The sequence below is a fragment of the Sphingopyxis sp. GW247-27LB genome (assembly GCF_002277025.1).
GTDB lineage: Bacteria > Pseudomonadota > Alphaproteobacteria > Sphingomonadales > Sphingomonadaceae > Sphingopyxis.
Genome location: NZ_NIWD01000009.1, coordinates 719,401 through 735,605, shown reverse-complemented (window position 1 = coordinate 735,605; position 16,205 = coordinate 719,401). Strand labels below are relative to the sequence as shown.

The following is a 16,205-nucleotide window of genomic DNA, read 5'->3' as shown; positions in this document are numbered from 1 at the left end:
ACTTGACTCGACCTTGAGTGTCTATATAAATTTTATACATATTGAGATTCGAGGTTCTGCGAATGCGCATATTGCACACAAGTGACTGGCATCTAGGCCGCCAATTCCACGGGGTGGCGCTGGAGGAAGACCATGATCACGTTCTCATTCAGATCCTGTCGATTATCGATGATCATCAGCCAGACGTTCTGATTGTCGCGGGTGACATCTTCGACAGGGCAAACCCACCCCAGAGCGCGCTCAAGCGGCTTTCCGAATTCCTTACGACGGTAAGAGCAACTTCAACCGCGGCCATCGTTTTGATCGCGGGCAATCACGATTCAGCGGCGCAGATTGGAGCATTGGGCGTTCTTGCTACCGATGGTGAAGTGATCGTGCGCGGGCCATTGGACGAAGATGAAAGGCCGCTGATCATTTCCGATGCAGACGGACCGGTGGCGATTTCGGCTTTGCCCTTTGCATTCGAATATGCGGCCCGTCTGTGCTTTGAGGACGAAGGAATTTCCTGCCCCGCTGATGTCATTCGAGCTCAGGTTGCGAGTACGCGCAAACACGTTGCGGACGGGATGCGCTGGATCGTCGTTGCACATGCCTTCGTCGATGGCGCCGCAACGAGCGAAAGCGAGCGTCCGCTCATGCGGACGGTTGGCGGGATCGAAACGGTTTCGGCGACTGTGTTTGACGGAGCGCACTATGTTGCGCTGGGACATCTGCATCGCCCACAATCGGTCGTACAGGACCATGTTCGCTATTCCGGCGCTCCGCTGGCTTTCGGCTTTGATGAAGAAGGTCAGGAGAAGTCTGTCAGCCTTATCGATCTTGCGGCAGACGGCTCAGTCGAAGTGACGGGGCTGCCAATCAAACCGCTGCGACAGGTTCGATCCATTCGGGGCAAGCTTCAGGAACTGCTGGCTGCAACCGAGATGTCCAACGACCTCGTTCGCGTGGTGCTGACCGACGAAACGCCACAAATCGACCCGATGAAAAGGATTAGGGTGTTCTATCCGAATGCTGTCCAGCTCACCTATGAACGGAACGAGCGACCTGTGGAGCAGCGCCTGGCGGAGCAAAGAGCGGCGATCGATGACCCCCACACACTCGCGGCGACATTCATGGATTTTGTCCGCGGTGATGCGCTGTCGGAGGCCGAAGGCAAAATTGTCGCCACCGCGCTTCATACATTCGCCACGGCGGAGGAGGGCCAATGAAGCCGATCATCCTCACCCTGAGTGCCTTTGGCCCCTATGGCGGCGTCGAGACCATTGATTTCCGAGAAGCAACGGATGCTGGTCTGTTCGGGATTTACGGACCGACTGGTTCGGGGAAATCTTCGATTTTCAGCGCGATCGCTTTTGCCCTCTTTGGCGAAGGTGCAAAGGAAGAACAGGGCATCGGAACGATGCGTTCCGACTTTGCATCGGACGCGCTGTTGACCGAGGTCAGTCTGCAGTTCCAGCTTGGTGACAAGCGATATTTCGTCCGACGAATCCCTGATCAGCCCCGCCCCAAGAACAGAGGGGACGGGCAAACGATGCAGGCGCATTCGGCTTGGCTGTTCGATGTGTCAGCAGTCGCCATTGACGATGTTAGCCACGAATGTTGCGGCGTCCCTATTGCCGAACGCAAGGTGAGTGATGTCTTGCGGCATGTGGAGGACCTGCTCGGCTACGGTGCGCAGCAGTTTCGTCAAATCGTGCTTCTTCCGCAGGGCCGATTCGAACGGTTCCTGGTATCCAACAGCAAGGACCGGCTCGAGATCCTGCGCGAACTGTTCGACGTATCGCTTTACCGGAGGCTGACGGATAAACTCAAAGCGGACGCCGCAGATATCCGGCGCGAAATCGAAGACGGCTATCGATTGAATGGGCAGCGGCTCTCGGCGGAAGGCTTTGCCAGTTCGGACGAGTTGAGTGCGGGCATCGTGTCCGCGCTCGATCAGTATGAATTTACTCGTCTGAAGGTGGCCGAAACGTCAGCGGTACTCAATCTAGCGAATAAAGCGTTTGCGGCGGCCGCAGCCCAGGAGAAGCTTTTTGGCGAAGTCGATGCCGCTGCTGCTGCCGTGGAGTTGCTAGAAAGCAAGGTTTCTGAATTCGACGCGATCCGTGCACGTAAATCTGGTGCCGAGTTGGCGCGTCGCATGGCCGATCTCGACAACAGTTTGGCCGACGCTCGCAAGCGTCACGAATTGGCCGTAAAGGCCCAGGCCGACGCCAACGACGCGGCAATCCGCACACGCGACGCCTCGTCAGCGGCGAACGCTGCGTTGGCAAAACTGCGGTTGAGCGAACACGAAATCGAAATCCTGAGCCGCAAGGTCGATGAAATGGTCCGCCACAAGCAGGTATTGGCCGATTCAGCCGAGCGACACGCGGAGCACCAAAAAACACTAAGCAATTTCAACAGCGCCAAGCACGGGCAGGAAAGTGCCGCTTCAGATCACGTGCGCGCCGATCGGCTCTTTGAGGAGAAATCCGCCGCACACACTGTCGCGCAACGGAATACCCTTGAACGGCAGAAATTGATCGGGCTGCGCGACAAGCTGAAAATCGAACTTGATCATGCACGCGCTCACCGGGGTGCAGTCGAAGCCCAGGGAAAGGCGCAGGTTGAGGCCGACGCCGCATTGGCAAAATCATTAGACGCGCAAACCCGTCATCGTAACGCCGCTGAAACAGAAGCTGCACGCGAAAGTGATTTTATTTCCGCCCAAGCCAGCGTCCTTGCACAGCTACTGGAGGAAGGGCTGCCATGCCCGGTTTGTGGCGCCAGTGATCACCCCCAACCTGCGCATGGGACAGGCGATGCAGCTCTTCTGGAAAAAGCTTGGCGTGATGCTCAGTCCGCTTCCATCGAAGCAGCAAAGGTCGATCGTGAGGCTCAGTCACGGGCCAGTTCCGCCAGAGCAACCCTTGAGGCCCGCCAGGTGGCGGTCGCCACGCTATCGACACCTCAGCGCGGCATCGACGATATTGACACCGAACATCGGGAAATCCTCGGAGCGATTGATGAACTCGGCGACGCTGCAGATGTGGCCCTTCTCGCACAGGAAGTTGAGGAATTGCGTGAAGGTAAACAGGCCGCTGCGACCAAACTTCAGAAAGCCAGTTCGAGGCTGAGTGAGGCAACGACAGCCGAAGCCGTATCTCGTCAAGCCTATGCAGATCGCATCGCTTCCGTACCGGAAGCGCTGCGTGACCCAGCCGATTTGCAAACTGCGATCGACGACGTGACGAATGACATCAATCAGCGCAGGCAAGCGATAGCCGACGCCTTGGAAAAGCAGCAGAGCTGCCACGCCGCACATATCAAGGCTGATGCCGTCCTCCAGAACGCTTCGACCTCGCTCAATGATTGTGCGGATGAAGTGGAAAAGAAGCAGGCTGCATTTGAGGCGCGACTGGTCGAACTCAAAATTTCTGAAATCGCCTATCGCTTCGCCATTCCCGACATCAATTCGATCGGAGAATTGGAAGGGGCGATCTCAGCATTCGACAAGGATCTGGCGGCAGCGCGCGGGCGGCAAATAGCTGCCAATAACGCGATTGGTAACGCCCAGAGGCCTGATCTCGGGCCGTTCCGGCTCAGCTGCGATCAAGCCCAGACGGCGGCGAACGATGCTGCAAAGCACAGCGCCGAGGCGAAACAACGGCATCAATCGCTTCTCGATTTGCAATCGAGTTTGGCCGATGAACTGAAAAATCTGCACAGCCTTGAGCAATCATCCGGTGCTTTGCGCGGTCTGGCCGAAGCGTTCGACGGGCAAAACGAGCTTAGGACCAGCCTCGAAACCTTTGCCATCGGTGCTATGTTTGACCAGGTGCTAGAAGCCGCAAATCTGAGACTCGATCCGATGACGAGTGGTCGATATCGGTTCGAACGCGACACAGTGAGTGTTGGCGGGCGGTCAAAACGGGGACTCGATGTGCGCGTTCACGACATCGAGACTGGCCGGGCACGCGAGATCATAACGTTATCAGGCGGCGAAACCTTTATTGCGGCCTTATCATTGGCTCTCGGGCTTTCAGACATTGTCGAAATGACCAATGGGGCCATCAGGCTCGATACGATTTTCATCGATGAGGGCTTTGGCAGCCTCGACACCGAAAACGACGCTGGCACGCTGGATCAAGTCCTGCAGGTTCTCCAGAATATCGTTGGTGAGCGTCGAGCCGTAGGCCTGATTTCACATGTAACTTTGGTCCAGCAGGCGGTCCCTAACGGCTTCACCGTACACAAGGGTACCAATGGCAGTCAGATAGAGGTTCGGTTGGCCTGAGAAGCCGATCAACCGCGCTGTCATTGCTGACGGCGCTCTTGAGGCCTTGGGCGGTAATTGCGGTGGCCGTGCTCCTGATCAGATTCGGAATGCCGAGCTGGCAAGGTTCATAGCGCCTGAACGCGCCCACAGCGTACCGGTGGCATCGCCACGCTTCTGTAGGGCAACGGCATGCAATCTGGCTCGGCCACTGCTTCCACGAAGCGGTCACGCCATCGTTGCCGAATCTTGCCTGAGGCTTCCCAAAAACTGGAGACATTATGGAGACAATGACCTGCGGGAGACGCTCTGTCTCCACCGCAAAGGCGCCTTCGTAGCGCCTAATAATCTGTTTTCCGTAGGAAAACTGGAGCGGGCGAAGGGATTCGAACCCTCGACCCCAACCTTGGCAAGGTTGTGCTCTACCCCTGAGCTACGCCCGCTCTGGCGGCTGGCGACCGGGTGGGTGCCAGCGGGTGAGGCGCGCGATTAGCACCGGCTTTTAGAGTCGGCAAGCCCTGTTTGCGCTTTTCCCGCCCGCGAGGCGCGAAGGGTTGGCATTGGCGGCGCAATTCCCACATAAGCGGGCGAAGCGCACAACAAGGGAGCAATCACATCGTGGCCACTCTGGGTCTGAACCCGCAGGAAAAGGAAGCGGTCGAAGCCTTTCGCAGCGAGGTCGTCGAGCCGTCGATGACGAAGCTCGTCATTCTCGATTTCTGGGCCGAATGGTGCGGGCCGTGCAAGCAGCTCGCGCCGATCCTCGAAAAGGTCGCCGCCGACTATGCCGACAAGGGCGTCGTGCTCGCCAAGGTCGACGTCGATGCGAATCGCTTCATCGCGGGCCAGTTCCAGGTCCAGTCGATCCCGACCGTCTATGCGATCTTCCAGGGGCAGCCGGTCGCCAACCTGACCAACGCCCGGACCGAAAGCCAGTTGAAGGCGATCCTCGACCAGCTTCTCGCGCAGCTTCCGATCGAGAGCGAGGCGAGCGCCCGTGCGGTCGAGATCGCGCCGCTGATCGAGATGGGCGAGAGCGTGCTCGCCGAGGGCGACGGACCCCGCGCCGCGAGCATCTTCACCCAGATCCTCGACATGGCGCCCGACAACGCCGCGGCGCACGGCGGGCTGATCCGCGCGCTGCTCGCGGCGGGCGAGACCGAGGCGGCGCAGGCCGCGCTGGACGCGGTGCCCGAAGCGATCGCCGGCGACCCCGCGATCGCGCAGGCGAAAAGCGCGGTAGCGCTCGCCGCCGATGCCCCCGATGCCGGCGAGCTCGCGGCGCTCGAAGCCGCGGTCGCGGCGAACGGCGACGACCATCAGGCGCGCTTCGACCTTGCCGTGGCGGAAATCGGCGCGGGGCGGCGCGACGCCGCCGCCGACAATCTGCTCCGCATCGTCGAAGCCGATCGCGAATGGCACGAGGGCGCCGCGCGCGCCAAGCTGCTCGAACTGTTCGAGGCGGTCGGGCTCGAGGATCCCTGGGTCGCGGCGCAGCGCCGCCGCCTGTCGCTGATCCTGTTCGGCTGAACCCGATGGCCGAAGCCGCGCCCCTGACCATCCAGCGGATCGCGATCTTTCCGCTGCCCGGCGCGGTGCTGTTTCCGGGGCTGCACCTGCCGCTCCACATCTTCGAGCCGCGCTACAAGGCGATGGTGCAGGAGGTGCTGGCGCGCGACCGCCAGATCGGGATGATCCAGCCGCGGCAGATTCCGGGCGAGGAGACCCGCGAGCCGCCCGCGCTCTATGACGTCGGCTGTGTCGGGCGGATCATCGATGTCGAGGCGCTCGACGAGGGGCGCTTCAACCTGATCCTCGAGGGCGTCGCGCGTTTTCGCGTCCGCCGCGAGCTCGACGTCACCACGCCCTTTCGCCAGGTCGAGGCCGAAATCGAAACCGAGGCTGAGGAAGATGCCGTGCTGTCGAGCATCGAGCGTGCGGGCCTCGAACGCGAGGCGAAGCGCTTCGCGGCACGGCAGGGCTATGTCGTCGACTGGGATTCGGTCGGACAGCTCGACGACGCGACGCTCGTCAACGGCATCGCGCAGGTCGCGCCCTTCGACGCGGCGGCGAAACAGGCGCTGCTCGAAGCGACGCCGATCGACGCGCGCGCCGAGCTGGTCGTCCAGATGATGCAATTCTTCGGACGCTTCGACGGCGACGACGGGCGCGCGACGCTTCAGTAGCGTCAAGCCGCAGCGCGCTGCGCGATGTCGGCGAGCGCGCGGCGGACGATATGACGCTCGCTTTCGTTGAGGCGCTGCGCCCCGCTGTCGGTGCCGAGAAGCTGGCGGCGGACGAGCGCCGCCTCGGCCGAGACCCGCGCATCGACGGACAGTCCCGCGCGATGGCGCATCAGCAGCGCGCGGCGACGCGCGGCCCAGTCGCGGACGAGCCGGTCGGCGCAGCGATGCGCGAGGCGGTTCGAGGCCGCGGCCTCGGCGGCGCCCTCGGCCTCCGCATCGACGAGCCATGCGTCGGCGCCCGCCTCGACAAGCGCGTCGAGCGAAAGCGTTGCGCTGCGCAACCGCTGGCGCAGCGCCTGCAGTTCGGCGCGGATCTGCCAGCTCACATGGGTGGTGAAGCGCGCGCGGGCGGGGTCGTAGCGTTCGGCGGCGCGATGGATCGCGATCGCGCAGGCCTGCTCGGCATCCTCCGCGGCGTCGGCGAGGCCATAGCGCCGGGTGAAATAGCGGACGCGCGGTGCGAGCAGGGCGGCGAGCCGCGCGAACGCGCGGTCGGCGCGGGCGCGGGCGCGCGCTCCACCATCACGGTCGATCGCGCCGCGCGCCGCGATCCAGTCGGTCACCGCGCCTTCGAGCGCGTCGCTCCTGTCGGACATGATCCATCCCTTCCCTGACACGGCAGCACGCCGCATGGACGGGATATTGGGACATGGTTAGCGGCGTCGGGACGAGGGACTAGGTAGCAATACCTATATCTCCGCCCCCGCGAGCAGCCGGGGCAGGTCACCCGATTCGCCCCGCGCCTCGTCCATGAAGAAGCGCTTGAGCATCGGCAGGCGCTGCACCGCGCCGAGCCCGGCCCGGCGAACGGCCGAGGCGGTGCGGCCGGGAATGCCGAACAGGCGGGTGAGGCCGTCGGTCGCGAGGCTGACCATCAGATTGTCGAGCCCGCGCCAGCGCTGATAGCGCGCGAGCAGCGCCGCATCGCCGAGATCGAGCCCGAGCCGCGCGCCATCGACCAGCACCTCGGCGAGCGCCGCGACGTCGCGCAGCCCGAGGTTGAGCCCCTGCCCCGCGATCGGATGGATGCCGTGCGCGGCGTCGCCGACGAGCGCGATGCGATCGGCGACGATCGAGGCGCTGTGGTGGAAACCGAGCGGGTAGGTCATGCGCGGTGCGACCAGTTCCATCGCACCGAGCAAGCCGCCGGCGCGCTTTTCGAGCTCGGCGGTGAAACCGCGATCGCCCAGTTTGGCGAAGCCCGGCCCGTCTTTTTCAGACACCGTCCAGACGAAGGCCGAGCGGTGCCGCCCCCCGGCATCATCGACGAGCGGCAGCAGCGCGAAGGGCCCCGAAGGGAAGAAAATCTCGTGCGCGACCTGGTCGTGGGACCGCGTATGCGCGACCGCGCCGATCATCGCGTGATGATGATAGGACCAGTTCGCGATGCTGAACCCCGCGGCGTCGCGGGTCGGCGAGCGGCGCCCCTCGGCGACGATCAGCAGCGGCGCGGCGAGCCGCGTGCCGTCGGCGAGTGTCAGCGTGACGCCGTGGGCATCGACCGCGCGCGCGGCAACCTTCGCCGGCATGTGAAGCCGTACCAGCGGCGCATCGGCGAGCGCGGCGGCGAGCGCGAGGCGAAGCTGGCGATTCTCGATCATCGTGCCGAGCGCCGGGTCGGTGTCGCGGGTGACGAAGTCGAGTTCGCCCGCCTGCCCACCGTCGCTGACCTTGATCGCGCGGATCGCGCAGCCGTGGCCCGCGAGCCGGTCGGCGAGGCCCAGCACCTCGAACATCTGCCATGTCGCGCTGGCGATCGCCGAAGCGCGGCCGTCAAAGCCGGGGGCGATCGTCGTGACCGGGTCGGCGGGATCGACGATCTGCGACGAAAGGCCGTGGTGCGCGAGGGCAAGAGCCAGCGCCTGGCCGACGAGGCCGCCGCCCGAGATCAGGACATCGCTGCGCAACATTTCGCTCATGCCGCCGCCCTAGCGCGTTTTGGGGGATGATGGGAAGGACAGCGTGAAGGTTTCCGCGCCGCGACCTTTCGCGCCTCTTCGCTGAAATTTTTCGCTGTCCTACATTGTCCTCAGGGAATAGCGTTACCCGATGCCCTTTCGCCATGCCCCCATCCACGCGCCGAACCCTGCACGGCGGACCATGGGATAGGGCGAAAGAGGGGGGACGTAGCGTGACTTTCGTGACCTTTGGAATAATATTACGCACGCTCGCACGCCTCACCGAGCGCTGCTTGACGCCGAGTCCGCCCCATGCGCATATCGCCGTGATCAATCTCTAGGGACCCTTTTCAGCATGGCAAGCCGCAAGGCCGCGACCGCAAAGGCCGATTGGCGCACCGTTTTCCGGGCCAGCATCGCCCGCTCGCTGGTGATCGGCGCGGCGGTGGCGCTCGGCCTGTTCACCTTGTTCCTGACCCTCGCGCTGATCACCCACGACGGCACCGACGCCGCGATCCATACCGCGGCGGGCGGCAATCCGTCGAACTGGATGGGCAGCGCGGGCGCGTGGTTCGCCGATCTGCTGCTGTTCATCGGCGGCATTCCCGTCGTGCTGCTGCTGCCGCTGCTCGGGGTGATGGCGTGGCGGCTGTGGGCGGCGACGCCGCAGCCCTATTGGAAGCGCCAGCTCGTCTTCATGCTCGTCGCCATTTCGCTCGTCGGGCTCGGCGCCCAGCTCTGGGCGCCCGACAGCGACGCGCCGCTGCCCGCCGGCTGGGGCGGCATCGTCCCGCTGGTGCTCGGAAACGCCGTCGCGCCGCTGTTCGACCGCGCGGGCGAGCCCGCCGCGGCGCTGATCCGCATCGCGGCGATCCTGCTGCTCGTCACCGCGGGGCTGTGGCTCGCGGCGCGCGCGCTGCGGCTCGAAAAGGGATGGGCGAGCCGCTTCCGCCTTCCCGCCGCCGAGGGCGGCCGCGTCGCCGTTCCTGCCGGCGCCGCCGCGGCGCCCGCCCAACGCGCGCCGAATCTGATGGAACGCGTCGTCCGTCCGCGCCCGCGCGCCGAGCCGAGCGACCGCGCGCCGCCCGAGATCGCCGAGCCCGTCCAGCGCTCGCTGCCCTCGAAGCCCAAGGCGAAGCCCCAGACCGAGCTTTTCACCCACTATCAGCTCCCCTCGATCGACCTGCTCGCCGCGCCCCCCGAGGGCCCGACGGGACAGATCGACAAGGCGGGGCTCGAACGCAATGCCCGATTGCTCGAATCGGTGCTCGAGGATTTCCAGGTCAAGGGCGTGATCACCGCGGTGCGCCCGGGTCCGGTCGTCACCATGTACGAACTCGAACCCGCGCCGGGGACGAAGGCGAGCCGCGTGTCGAACCTGGCCGACGACATCGCGCGCAACATGTCGGCGCTATCGGCGCGCATCGCGCCGATCCCGGGCCGCACCGTGATCGGCATCGAGCTGCCCAACGCGCACCGCGAGGCGGTGGTGCTGCAGGAAATGATCGGCAGCGCGCTGTTCCAGGACCAGACGGGCGCGCTCCCGATCATCCTCGGCAAGAATATCAGCGGCGATCCCGTCATCGCCGACCTCGCGCCGATGCCGCACCTGTTGATCGCGGGCACGACCGGGTCGGGCAAGTCGGTCGGTTTGAACGCGATGATCCTCTCGCTCCTCTATCGCCTCGGCCCCGACCAGGTGAAGATGATCATGATCGACCCCAAGATGCTGGAGCTCAGCGTCTATGACGGCATCCCGCACCTGCTCGCCCCCGTGGTCACCGAACCCAAGAAGGCGATCCGGGCGCTCAAATGGGCGGTCGAGCAGATGGAGGACCGCTACCGGATGATGTCGTCGCTGTCGGTTCGCAACCTCGCGGGCTACAACGACAAGGTGCGCGGCGCGCTCGCCAAGGGCAAGTCGCTCGGGCGCCGCGTCCAGACCGGCTACGACCCCGACACCGGCCAGCCGATCTATGAGGAAGAGACGCTCGACTATGCGCCGCTGCCGCAGATCGTCGTCGTCGTCGACGAGCTCGCGGATTTGATGATGACCGCGGGCAAGGAGGTGGAATTCCTGATCCAACGCCTCGCGCAGAAGGCGCGCGCCGCGGGCATCCACCTGATCCTCGCGACCCAGCGCCCGTCGGTCGACGTCATCACCGGCGTCATCAAGGCGAACCTGCCGACGCGGATCAGCTTCAACGTCACCTCGAAGATCGACAGCCGCACGATCCTCGGCGAGGCGGGCGCCGAGCAGCTGCTCGGCAAGGGCGACATGCTCTATGTGCCCGGCGGCAAGCAGATCACCCGCATCCACGGCCCCTTCGTCTCCGACGACGAGGTGCGCGCGGTCGCCGATCATTGGCGCGGCCAGGGCGCGCCCGATTATGTCGAAAGCGTCACCGAGGATCCCGAGGACGGCGGCTTCGCGATGGAAGGCGCCCCGGCGGGCGGCGACAGCGCCGAGGACCGCATGTATGCGAAGGCGTGCCAGATCGTCGTCGACAGCCAGAAGGCGTCGACGAGCTGGCTCCAGCGACAACTGCGCATCGGCTACAACAGCGCCGCGCGACTGATCGAGCGGATGGAAGACGAGGGCCTCGTCAGCCCGCCCAACCATGTCGGCCGCCGCGACGTGCTGACCGACCAATATGGCCAGCCGCGCTGACAGCCGGGGAACCAACGCCGATCTCGCGACTTGAACCTCTCCCAACGCCGGGTTCAGCGCGCATTCAATGCCGCGGCGCCATCACCGGCACGACCTGACCCACAAAATGAGAGTCCCATGATCCTGACCCCATCCCGCCGGACCCTGACCCGCATCGCCGCCTGGACGCTCGCGCCCGCCGCCGCCGCGGGGCTCGTTTTCGCCGCGCCCGCCATCGCGCAGGCGTCGGGCGCGCTGTCGGCGGTGCAGGCGCACCTCAAGAACACCAGCTCGATGACCGCAGATTTCGTCCAGACCGACCGCAACGGCCAGCGGCTGACCGGCCAGCTGACCCTGAAGCGCCCGGGCAAGATCCGCTTCCAGTATCAGAAGGGCGTGCCGCTGCTGATCGTCGGCGATGGCAGCCGGCTGACCATGATCGACTATGAGGTGAAGCAGGTTCAGAGCTGGCCGGTGAAGAATTCGCCGCTCGGCGCGCTGCTCGACCCCGACCGCGACCTCAGCCAATATGCGAAGGTCCTGCCGACCGGCAACGACGGCGTGATCAGCGTCGAGGTCAAGGACCCGAAGCGCCCCGAATATGGTACGATCACCATGGTGTTCATGCGCGACGGCGGCGCGCCGGGCGGGCTGCGCCTGCGCGGCTGGGTCGCGCTCGATTCGCAGAACAACCGCACCCGCATCGACCTCAGCAACCAGAAATTCAACGTCGCGGTCGCCGATTCGGCGTTCCGCTGGACCGACCCGCGGCCGAAGAAGCGCGGACGCTGATCCATCCCTTTCGCGATCGTCGCGCCGGCGCCGGCCCTCCCCCAAGGGAGCGGCCGGCGTTCGACGAATGGCATTCTGAAGCCGACGAACGGCCGTCCATCCCCCGATGACCCGCTCTCGTTCAGCTTGGCGACAGGGAAAGGCGGCTATTTGAACTCTCGAAGGCGCCGACACGGCCCCCGGATTTGGGTTTCCCCCTGTTGCCCCACCCGGACGGCCAGGTGCCTTCATTCAAGAGCGTGACGAACGCTGACCTTGAACCCCCGTTCCACCGCCCCTGGGACGGGGGTTTATGATTCGCGCCGCAGCGCCATTGCGAAGCCCGATCCGCGCCGATAGAGCCGATGGCATGACAAGCATCGCGTCCTGGAACATCAACAGCGTCCGCGCCCGCATCGGCATCGTCGAGAAATTCCTGCGCGAAGAGGCGCCCGACATCCTCTGCCTTCAGGAAACCAAGGTCGAATGCGGCCTGTTCCCGAAGACGATGTTCGAGGCGCTCGGCTACACCCACATCGTCACCAACGGCCAGCGGATGCACCACGGCGTCGCGATCGTCAGCCGGCTGCCGCTGACCGAGGTACGCCAATATGACTGGCAGGCGAACGGCGAGGCGCGCCATATCGGGGTGACGCTGCCCTCGGGCGTGCGGCTCGACAATGTCTATATTCCTGCGGGCGGCGACATTCCCGACCGCGATCTCAACCCCAAATTCGGGCAGAAGCTCGATTTCTTCGGCCGGATGATCGAATGGGCGGGCGCGCTCGCCGCGACGCCGACCGTCCTCACCGGCGATTTCAACGTCGCGCCGCTCGAAAGCGACGTGTGGAACCATAAGGCGCTGCTCGACGTCGTCAGCCATACGCCGATCGAGGTCGAGACGCTGGCGCGGCTTCAGGCGGCGGCGGACTGGGTCGATCTCGGCCGCCATTTCGTCGCGCCGCCGACCCCGCTCTATACCTGGTGGAGCTATCGCGCGAAGGATTGGGAGGCATCGAACCGCGGCCGCCGGCTCGACCATATGTGGGTGACGCCCGGCCTCAGGGACCAGGCCGTCGCGCACCGCGTCGTCCAGCCGGCGCGAAGCTGGGAACGGCCGTCCGACCATATTCCGCTGGTGACGGAGTTTTCCTTTTGAGCGACGCCGCGGTCGGCGAGGGCGCCCGCCGGGCGGCGCGCGCGATCGACGCGCTGCGCCGCGGCTGGCCGCTGCGCGTCGGCGGCGCCGACGGCGCGCTCGACCTGCTGGCGGTCGAAAGCGCGCGCGACGCGGCGCTCGCCGCGTTCGCCAGCGCCGACCTGCTGCTCTCGGGCGAGCGCGCGGTGACGCTGAAGCTCACCAACCAGCGCGCCTCGGCGACGCCAGGGCCGGTGCGCCTCGCCGGCGCGGCGGCGAGCGTCGCCGAGGCGCTCGCGATCGCCGACCCGGCGCTCGACCTCGCGCATCCGTTCAAGGGCCCCTTTCACACCGTTGCGACGGGCGGCGAGGCGGCAGCCGCCGCCGCGATGACGATGGCGCGCCACGCCGGGCTCCTCCCCGCCTTTTTTGTCCGTGAGGCGACGGACGCGGCCGAGACCGAGTGCACGGCGGAAGATGTCGCGGCGCTACTCGACCCGGCGCGGCTCGAGATCGCGGCGCGCGCACGGCTTCCGGTGGAAGCGAGCGAGGCGGCCGAGATCGTCGCCTTCCGCAGCCCCGAGGAAGCGTCGGACCATGTCGCGCTGGTGATCGGCAAGCGCGACGGCCATCCCCCCGTCGTGCGGCTGCACAGCGAATGCCTGACCGGCGATGTGCTCGGCAGCCTCAAATGCGATTGCGGGCCGCAGCTCCATGCCGCGCTGCACGCGATGGCCGACGCGCCGTGGGGCGTGCTGCTCTATCTCAGGCAGGAGGGACGCGGGATCGGCCTCGTCAACAAGCTGCGCGCCTATGCCCTGCAGGACCAGGGGTACGACACGGTCGACGCCAATCTCCGGCTCGGCTTTCCGGTCGAGGCGCGCGATTTCGCGATCGCGGCGCGGATGCTCGACTTGCTCGCCATCCCGCGTATCCGGCTGATGACCAACAACCCCGAAAAGGTCGCGCGGCTGGAGAAAGAGGGCGTCGAGGTGGTCGAGCGCATCCCGCTGGCGCTGCCGACGAACAGGTTCAACGAGCAATATCTGGCGACGAAGCGCGACCGGACGGGACATCAGCTTTGAAGGCTGCGCCCCATTTGTGACTCGCACAAAGCCACGAAGCCACAAAGAGAGTTCCCAGAACTGTTCGCCCTGAGCTTGTCGAAGCACCGTTCTTTCTTTCAACGTCGCAAAGAAAGAACGGTGCTTCGACAAGCTCAGCACGAACGGGATGAGAGGGGCTTCTTTGTGGCTTCGTGCGTGCGAACCAATTCAGTGCACGAACCGCGCGACCACGTCGCGATAGCTGCGGCTGACCTTCACCTGTGCGCCCGACCCCAGCACGAGGAAGCATTCGCCGTTGGTGTGCGGTTTGACCTGCTTGACCTGGCTGAGATTGACGATCGTCGAGCGGTGGACGCGCTGGAAGTTGCGCGGGTCGAGCCGCTTTTCGAGATCCTTCATCGTCTCGCGCAGGATCAGGCTGTTGTCGGCGGTATAGATGCACATATAGTCGCCCGCGGCGTCGATACGCTCGATGCTGTCGACATCGACGCGGAAGATCTGGCCGCGGTCCTTGATGTTGATCATCTTTTCATAGCGGTCGGCGGCGTGCGCGTCGGGCGCCGCCTCGCCTTCGAATTCCTCGGCGGCTTCAGGCGCCACCTCGGCGAGCACGCTCTTCAGCCGCTCGACCTCGGCCACGCCGCGCTTTTCGGCGAGACGCTGGCGCACCCGATCGAGCGCGTCGGCGAGCCGCTCGGGCTCGACCGGCTTGACCAGATAATCGACCGCCTGCGCCTCGAACGCGCGGATCGCATGATCCGAATAGGCAGTGACGAAGACGACGAGCGGCGGTTCGACCTCCATCAGACCCTGAATCACCGAAAAGCCGTCGAACCCCGGCATCTGGATGTCGAGGAAGACGAGGTCGGGCTTGTGGGTTTTGATCTTGCGGATGGCCTCGCGGCCATTCTGGGCGGTGTCGACTATCTCGACATCCGGATGCGCTTCGAGCCGCAGCTGCAGGCCCTGGGTCGCCAATTTTTCATCATCCACCAGGATGGTTCTGATCGTCATGTCTGTCCGGTTCCAATCGTCGCTTGTCCATCGGGCTGAAACGGAAATTCGATTCGGACCGTGAAGCCGCCGTCGGCGCCGGATTGCGCCTCGAACCGCTGCTGATCACCGAACGCCTGTGCCAGCCGATCTCTGATGTTGGCTAAACCCACACCCGTCGATTCCGTTGCATGCCCTGTCGTGGGGTCCCTGCCCCCCGCTGACAATCCCGCGCCGGTGTCGGACACGGTAATCCGGACGTTTTCACCGGCAAGCTGCGCTGAAATGGTGATATCGGCGCCGTCTTCCTGCGGCGTTACCGCATATTTGATCGCGTTTTCGATCAGCGGCTGGAGCAGAAGCGAGGGCAATCGCGCGCGCGACACCGCGGGATCGATCGCGAAATGGGGGCGCAGGCGGTCCTCGAAGCGCATCTTCTCGATGTCGAGATAGAGCTTCAGCGTTTCGATCTCCTGCGCCAGCGTGACCTGCGCGGTCGGCTCGTTGGCGAGGGTGTAGCGCAGGAAGGCCGACAGGCGCGAGAGCATCGCATTGGCGGGCTCGGCCTGTTTGAGCAGCACGAGGGTCGAGATGCTGTTCAAGGTGTTGAACAGGAAATGCGGGTTGAGCTGATAGCGCAGCATCGCGAGCTGCGCCGATGCCGCCTGCGCCTCGAGCCGGAGGACCCGGTCGTTCTGTTCCTCGAGCTGGAGGAAATAGTTGATCGCGAAATAGAGCGCCGACCAGGCGGCGAGCGAGGTCGCATCGACATAGACCAAGGCGAACAACAGCCCCGTCAGACCCGATTCGCTGTTCGGGTTCACGACCTGCAGCACCCAGGCGTCGATGAAGGCCCAGAGCGCCGCGGCGATCGCCATCAATCCGAAGCTCGCGCTCCACATCAGGATGGGCCGCCGGTTGATCAGCGCGCGGTAGCAGACCGACAGCAGCAGCGTCAGCGAAAAGCCCGTGATTGCGGAGACGACCACCGGAACGAGGAAGGTGAAGGACTGCCCCCCCGCGAGCCCCGATACGCCGCGCAGCCCGAGCCACGCGACCCAGCCGAGAATCTGCAGATTCCAGAAGGCGCGAACCTTATTGCCGAAAAAGGGGCCCGGCGAGGTCAATCCGAAGAGCGGCATGGAGGCTGCCCGCGATGCGATGGTTCAGCGGCCCGGCGCGGG

The 16,205-nt window shown here is 64.9% G+C and carries 12 protein-coding genes and 1 tRNA gene; 8 read left to right on the top strand and 5 right to left on the bottom strand.

Annotated elements, in window-relative coordinates:
- The first annotated feature begins 62 nt into the window (after nt 1–62).
- Both CD928_RS15825 and CD928_RS15820 read left to right on the top strand, forming a co-directional pair.
- Nucleotides 63–1,208 carry an exonuclease SbcCD subunit D gene (locus CD928_RS15825; protein ID WP_095388019.1) on the top strand — a complete coding sequence of 382 codons (1,146 nt, stop codon included), beginning with the start codon at nt 63–65 and terminating at the stop codon, nt 1,206–1,208.
- On the top strand, nt 1,205–4,279 hold the full coding sequence (locus tag CD928_RS15820) for an AAA family ATPase (RefSeq protein WP_095388018.1): 3,075 nt from the start codon (nt 1,205–1,207) through the stop codon (nt 4,277–4,279). The genes CD928_RS15825 and CD928_RS15820 overlap by 4 nt, the downstream gene beginning before the upstream one ends.
- A 347-nt stretch (nt 4,280–4,626) precedes the next feature.
- Here CD928_RS15820 and CD928_RS15815 read toward each other — a convergent pair.
- A tRNA-Gly gene (locus CD928_RS15815) sits at nt 4,627–4,701 on the bottom strand.
- A 175-nt stretch (nt 4,702–4,876) separates the two neighbouring features.
- Here CD928_RS15815 and CD928_RS15810 point away from each other — a divergent pair.
- Together CD928_RS15810 and CD928_RS15805 are read left to right on the top strand one after the other, a co-directional pair.
- Nucleotides 4,877–5,788 (top strand): tetratricopeptide repeat protein, encoded by a 912-nt coding sequence (locus CD928_RS15810; RefSeq protein ID WP_095388017.1) that lies wholly within the window; start codon nt 4,877–4,879, stop codon nt 5,786–5,788.
- Nucleotides 5,789–5,793: 5 nt separating this feature from the next.
- Nucleotides 5,794–6,444 carry an LON peptidase substrate-binding domain-containing protein gene (locus CD928_RS15805; protein ID WP_095388016.1) on the top strand — a complete coding sequence of 217 codons (651 nt, stop codon included), beginning with the start codon at nt 5,794–5,796 and terminating at the stop codon, nt 6,442–6,444.
- Between the two features lie 2 nt (nt 6,445–6,446).
- On the opposite strand, the gene CD928_RS15800 is transcribed toward CD928_RS15805, so the two are convergent.
- Together CD928_RS15800 and CD928_RS15795 are read right to left on the bottom strand one after the other, a co-directional pair.
- Nucleotides 6,447–7,100 carry a sigma factor gene (locus CD928_RS15800; RefSeq protein WP_095388015.1) on the bottom strand — a complete coding sequence of 218 codons (654 nt, stop codon included), beginning with the start codon at nt 7,098–7,100 and terminating at the stop codon, nt 6,447–6,449.
- A gap of 93 nt (nt 7,101–7,193) precedes the next feature.
- On the bottom strand, nt 7,194–8,423 hold the full coding sequence (locus tag CD928_RS15795; protein ID WP_095388014.1) for an FAD-dependent monooxygenase: 1,230 nt from the start codon (nt 8,421–8,423) through the stop codon (nt 7,194–7,196).
- Nucleotides 8,424–8,757: 334 nt separating this feature from the next.
- Between CD928_RS15795 and CD928_RS15790 the strand changes: the two genes are divergently transcribed.
- From CD928_RS15790 to ribA, 4 genes are all read left to right on the top strand, one after another.
- Entirely contained in the window at nt 8,758–11,073 is a 2,316-nt protein-coding gene (locus CD928_RS15790) for a DNA translocase FtsK 4TM domain-containing protein (protein ID WP_095388013.1), read from the top strand.
- A 117-nt stretch (nt 11,074–11,190) separates the two neighbouring features.
- Nucleotides 11,191–11,844: an outer membrane lipoprotein carrier protein LolA gene (locus tag CD928_RS15785; RefSeq protein WP_095388012.1), complete on the top strand. Its 654-nt coding sequence runs from the start codon at nt 11,191–11,193 to the stop codon at nt 11,842–11,844.
- Between the two features lie 349 nt (nt 11,845–12,193).
- Nucleotides 12,194–12,982, top strand: coding sequence for an exodeoxyribonuclease III (locus CD928_RS15780; RefSeq protein ID WP_095388011.1), 789 nt, complete (start codon nt 12,194–12,196; stop codon nt 12,980–12,982).
- Nucleotides 12,979–14,046, top strand: a complete 1,068-nt coding sequence (gene ribA, locus CD928_RS15775) for a GTP cyclohydrolase II (RefSeq protein ID WP_095388010.1) — start codon at nt 12,979–12,981, stop codon at nt 14,044–14,046. Before CD928_RS15780 ends, ribA begins: the two co-directional genes overlap by 4 nt.
- Nucleotides 14,047–14,235: 189 nt before the next feature.
- Here the strand turns inward: ribA and CD928_RS15770 are convergent, their stop codons facing one another.
- Nucleotides 14,236–15,042 carry a LytTR family DNA-binding domain-containing protein gene (locus tag CD928_RS15770; RefSeq protein ID WP_095388009.1) on the bottom strand — a complete coding sequence of 269 codons (807 nt, stop codon included), beginning with the start codon at nt 15,040–15,042 and terminating at the stop codon, nt 14,236–14,238.
- Nucleotides 15,039–16,163, bottom strand: a complete 1,125-nt coding sequence (locus tag CD928_RS15765) for a sensor histidine kinase (protein ID WP_095388008.1) — start codon at nt 16,161–16,163, stop codon at nt 15,039–15,041. The genes CD928_RS15770 and CD928_RS15765 overlap by 4 nt, the downstream gene beginning before the upstream one ends.
- Nucleotides 16,164–16,205: the final 42 nt, after the last annotated feature.

Coding starts and splice junctions, on each gene's coding strand:
- CD928_RS15825 (WP_095388019.1), top strand. CDS start 63: ATGCGCATATTGCACACAAGTGACTGGCATCTAGGCCGCCAATTCCAC.
- CD928_RS15820 (WP_095388018.1), top strand. CDS start 1,205: ATGAAGCCGATCATCCTCACCCTGAGTGCCTTTGGCCCCTATGGCGGC.
- CD928_RS15805 (WP_095388016.1), top strand. CDS start 5,794: ATGGCCGAAGCCGCGCCCCTGACCATCCAGCGGATCGCGATCTTTCCG.
- CD928_RS15800 (WP_095388015.1), bottom strand. CDS start 7,100: ATGTCCGACAGGAGCGACGCGCTCGAAGGCGCGGTGACCGACTGGATC.
- CD928_RS15795 (WP_095388014.1), bottom strand. CDS start 8,423: ATGAGCGAAATGTTGCGCAGCGATGTCCTGATCTCGGGCGGCGGCCTC.
- CD928_RS15790 (WP_095388013.1), top strand. CDS start 8,758: ATGGCAAGCCGCAAGGCCGCGACCGCAAAGGCCGATTGGCGCACCGTT.
- CD928_RS15785 (WP_095388012.1), top strand. CDS start 11,191: ATGATCCTGACCCCATCCCGCCGGACCCTGACCCGCATCGCCGCCTGG.
- CD928_RS15780 (WP_095388011.1), top strand. CDS start 12,194: ATGACAAGCATCGCGTCCTGGAACATCAACAGCGTCCGCGCCCGCATC.
- CD928_RS15770 (WP_095388009.1), bottom strand. CDS start 15,042: ATGACGATCAGAACCATCCTGGTGGATGATGAAAAATTGGCGACCCAG.
- CD928_RS15765 (WP_095388008.1), bottom strand. CDS start 16,163: ATGCCGCTCTTCGGATTGACCTCGCCGGGCCCCTTTTTCGGCAATAAG.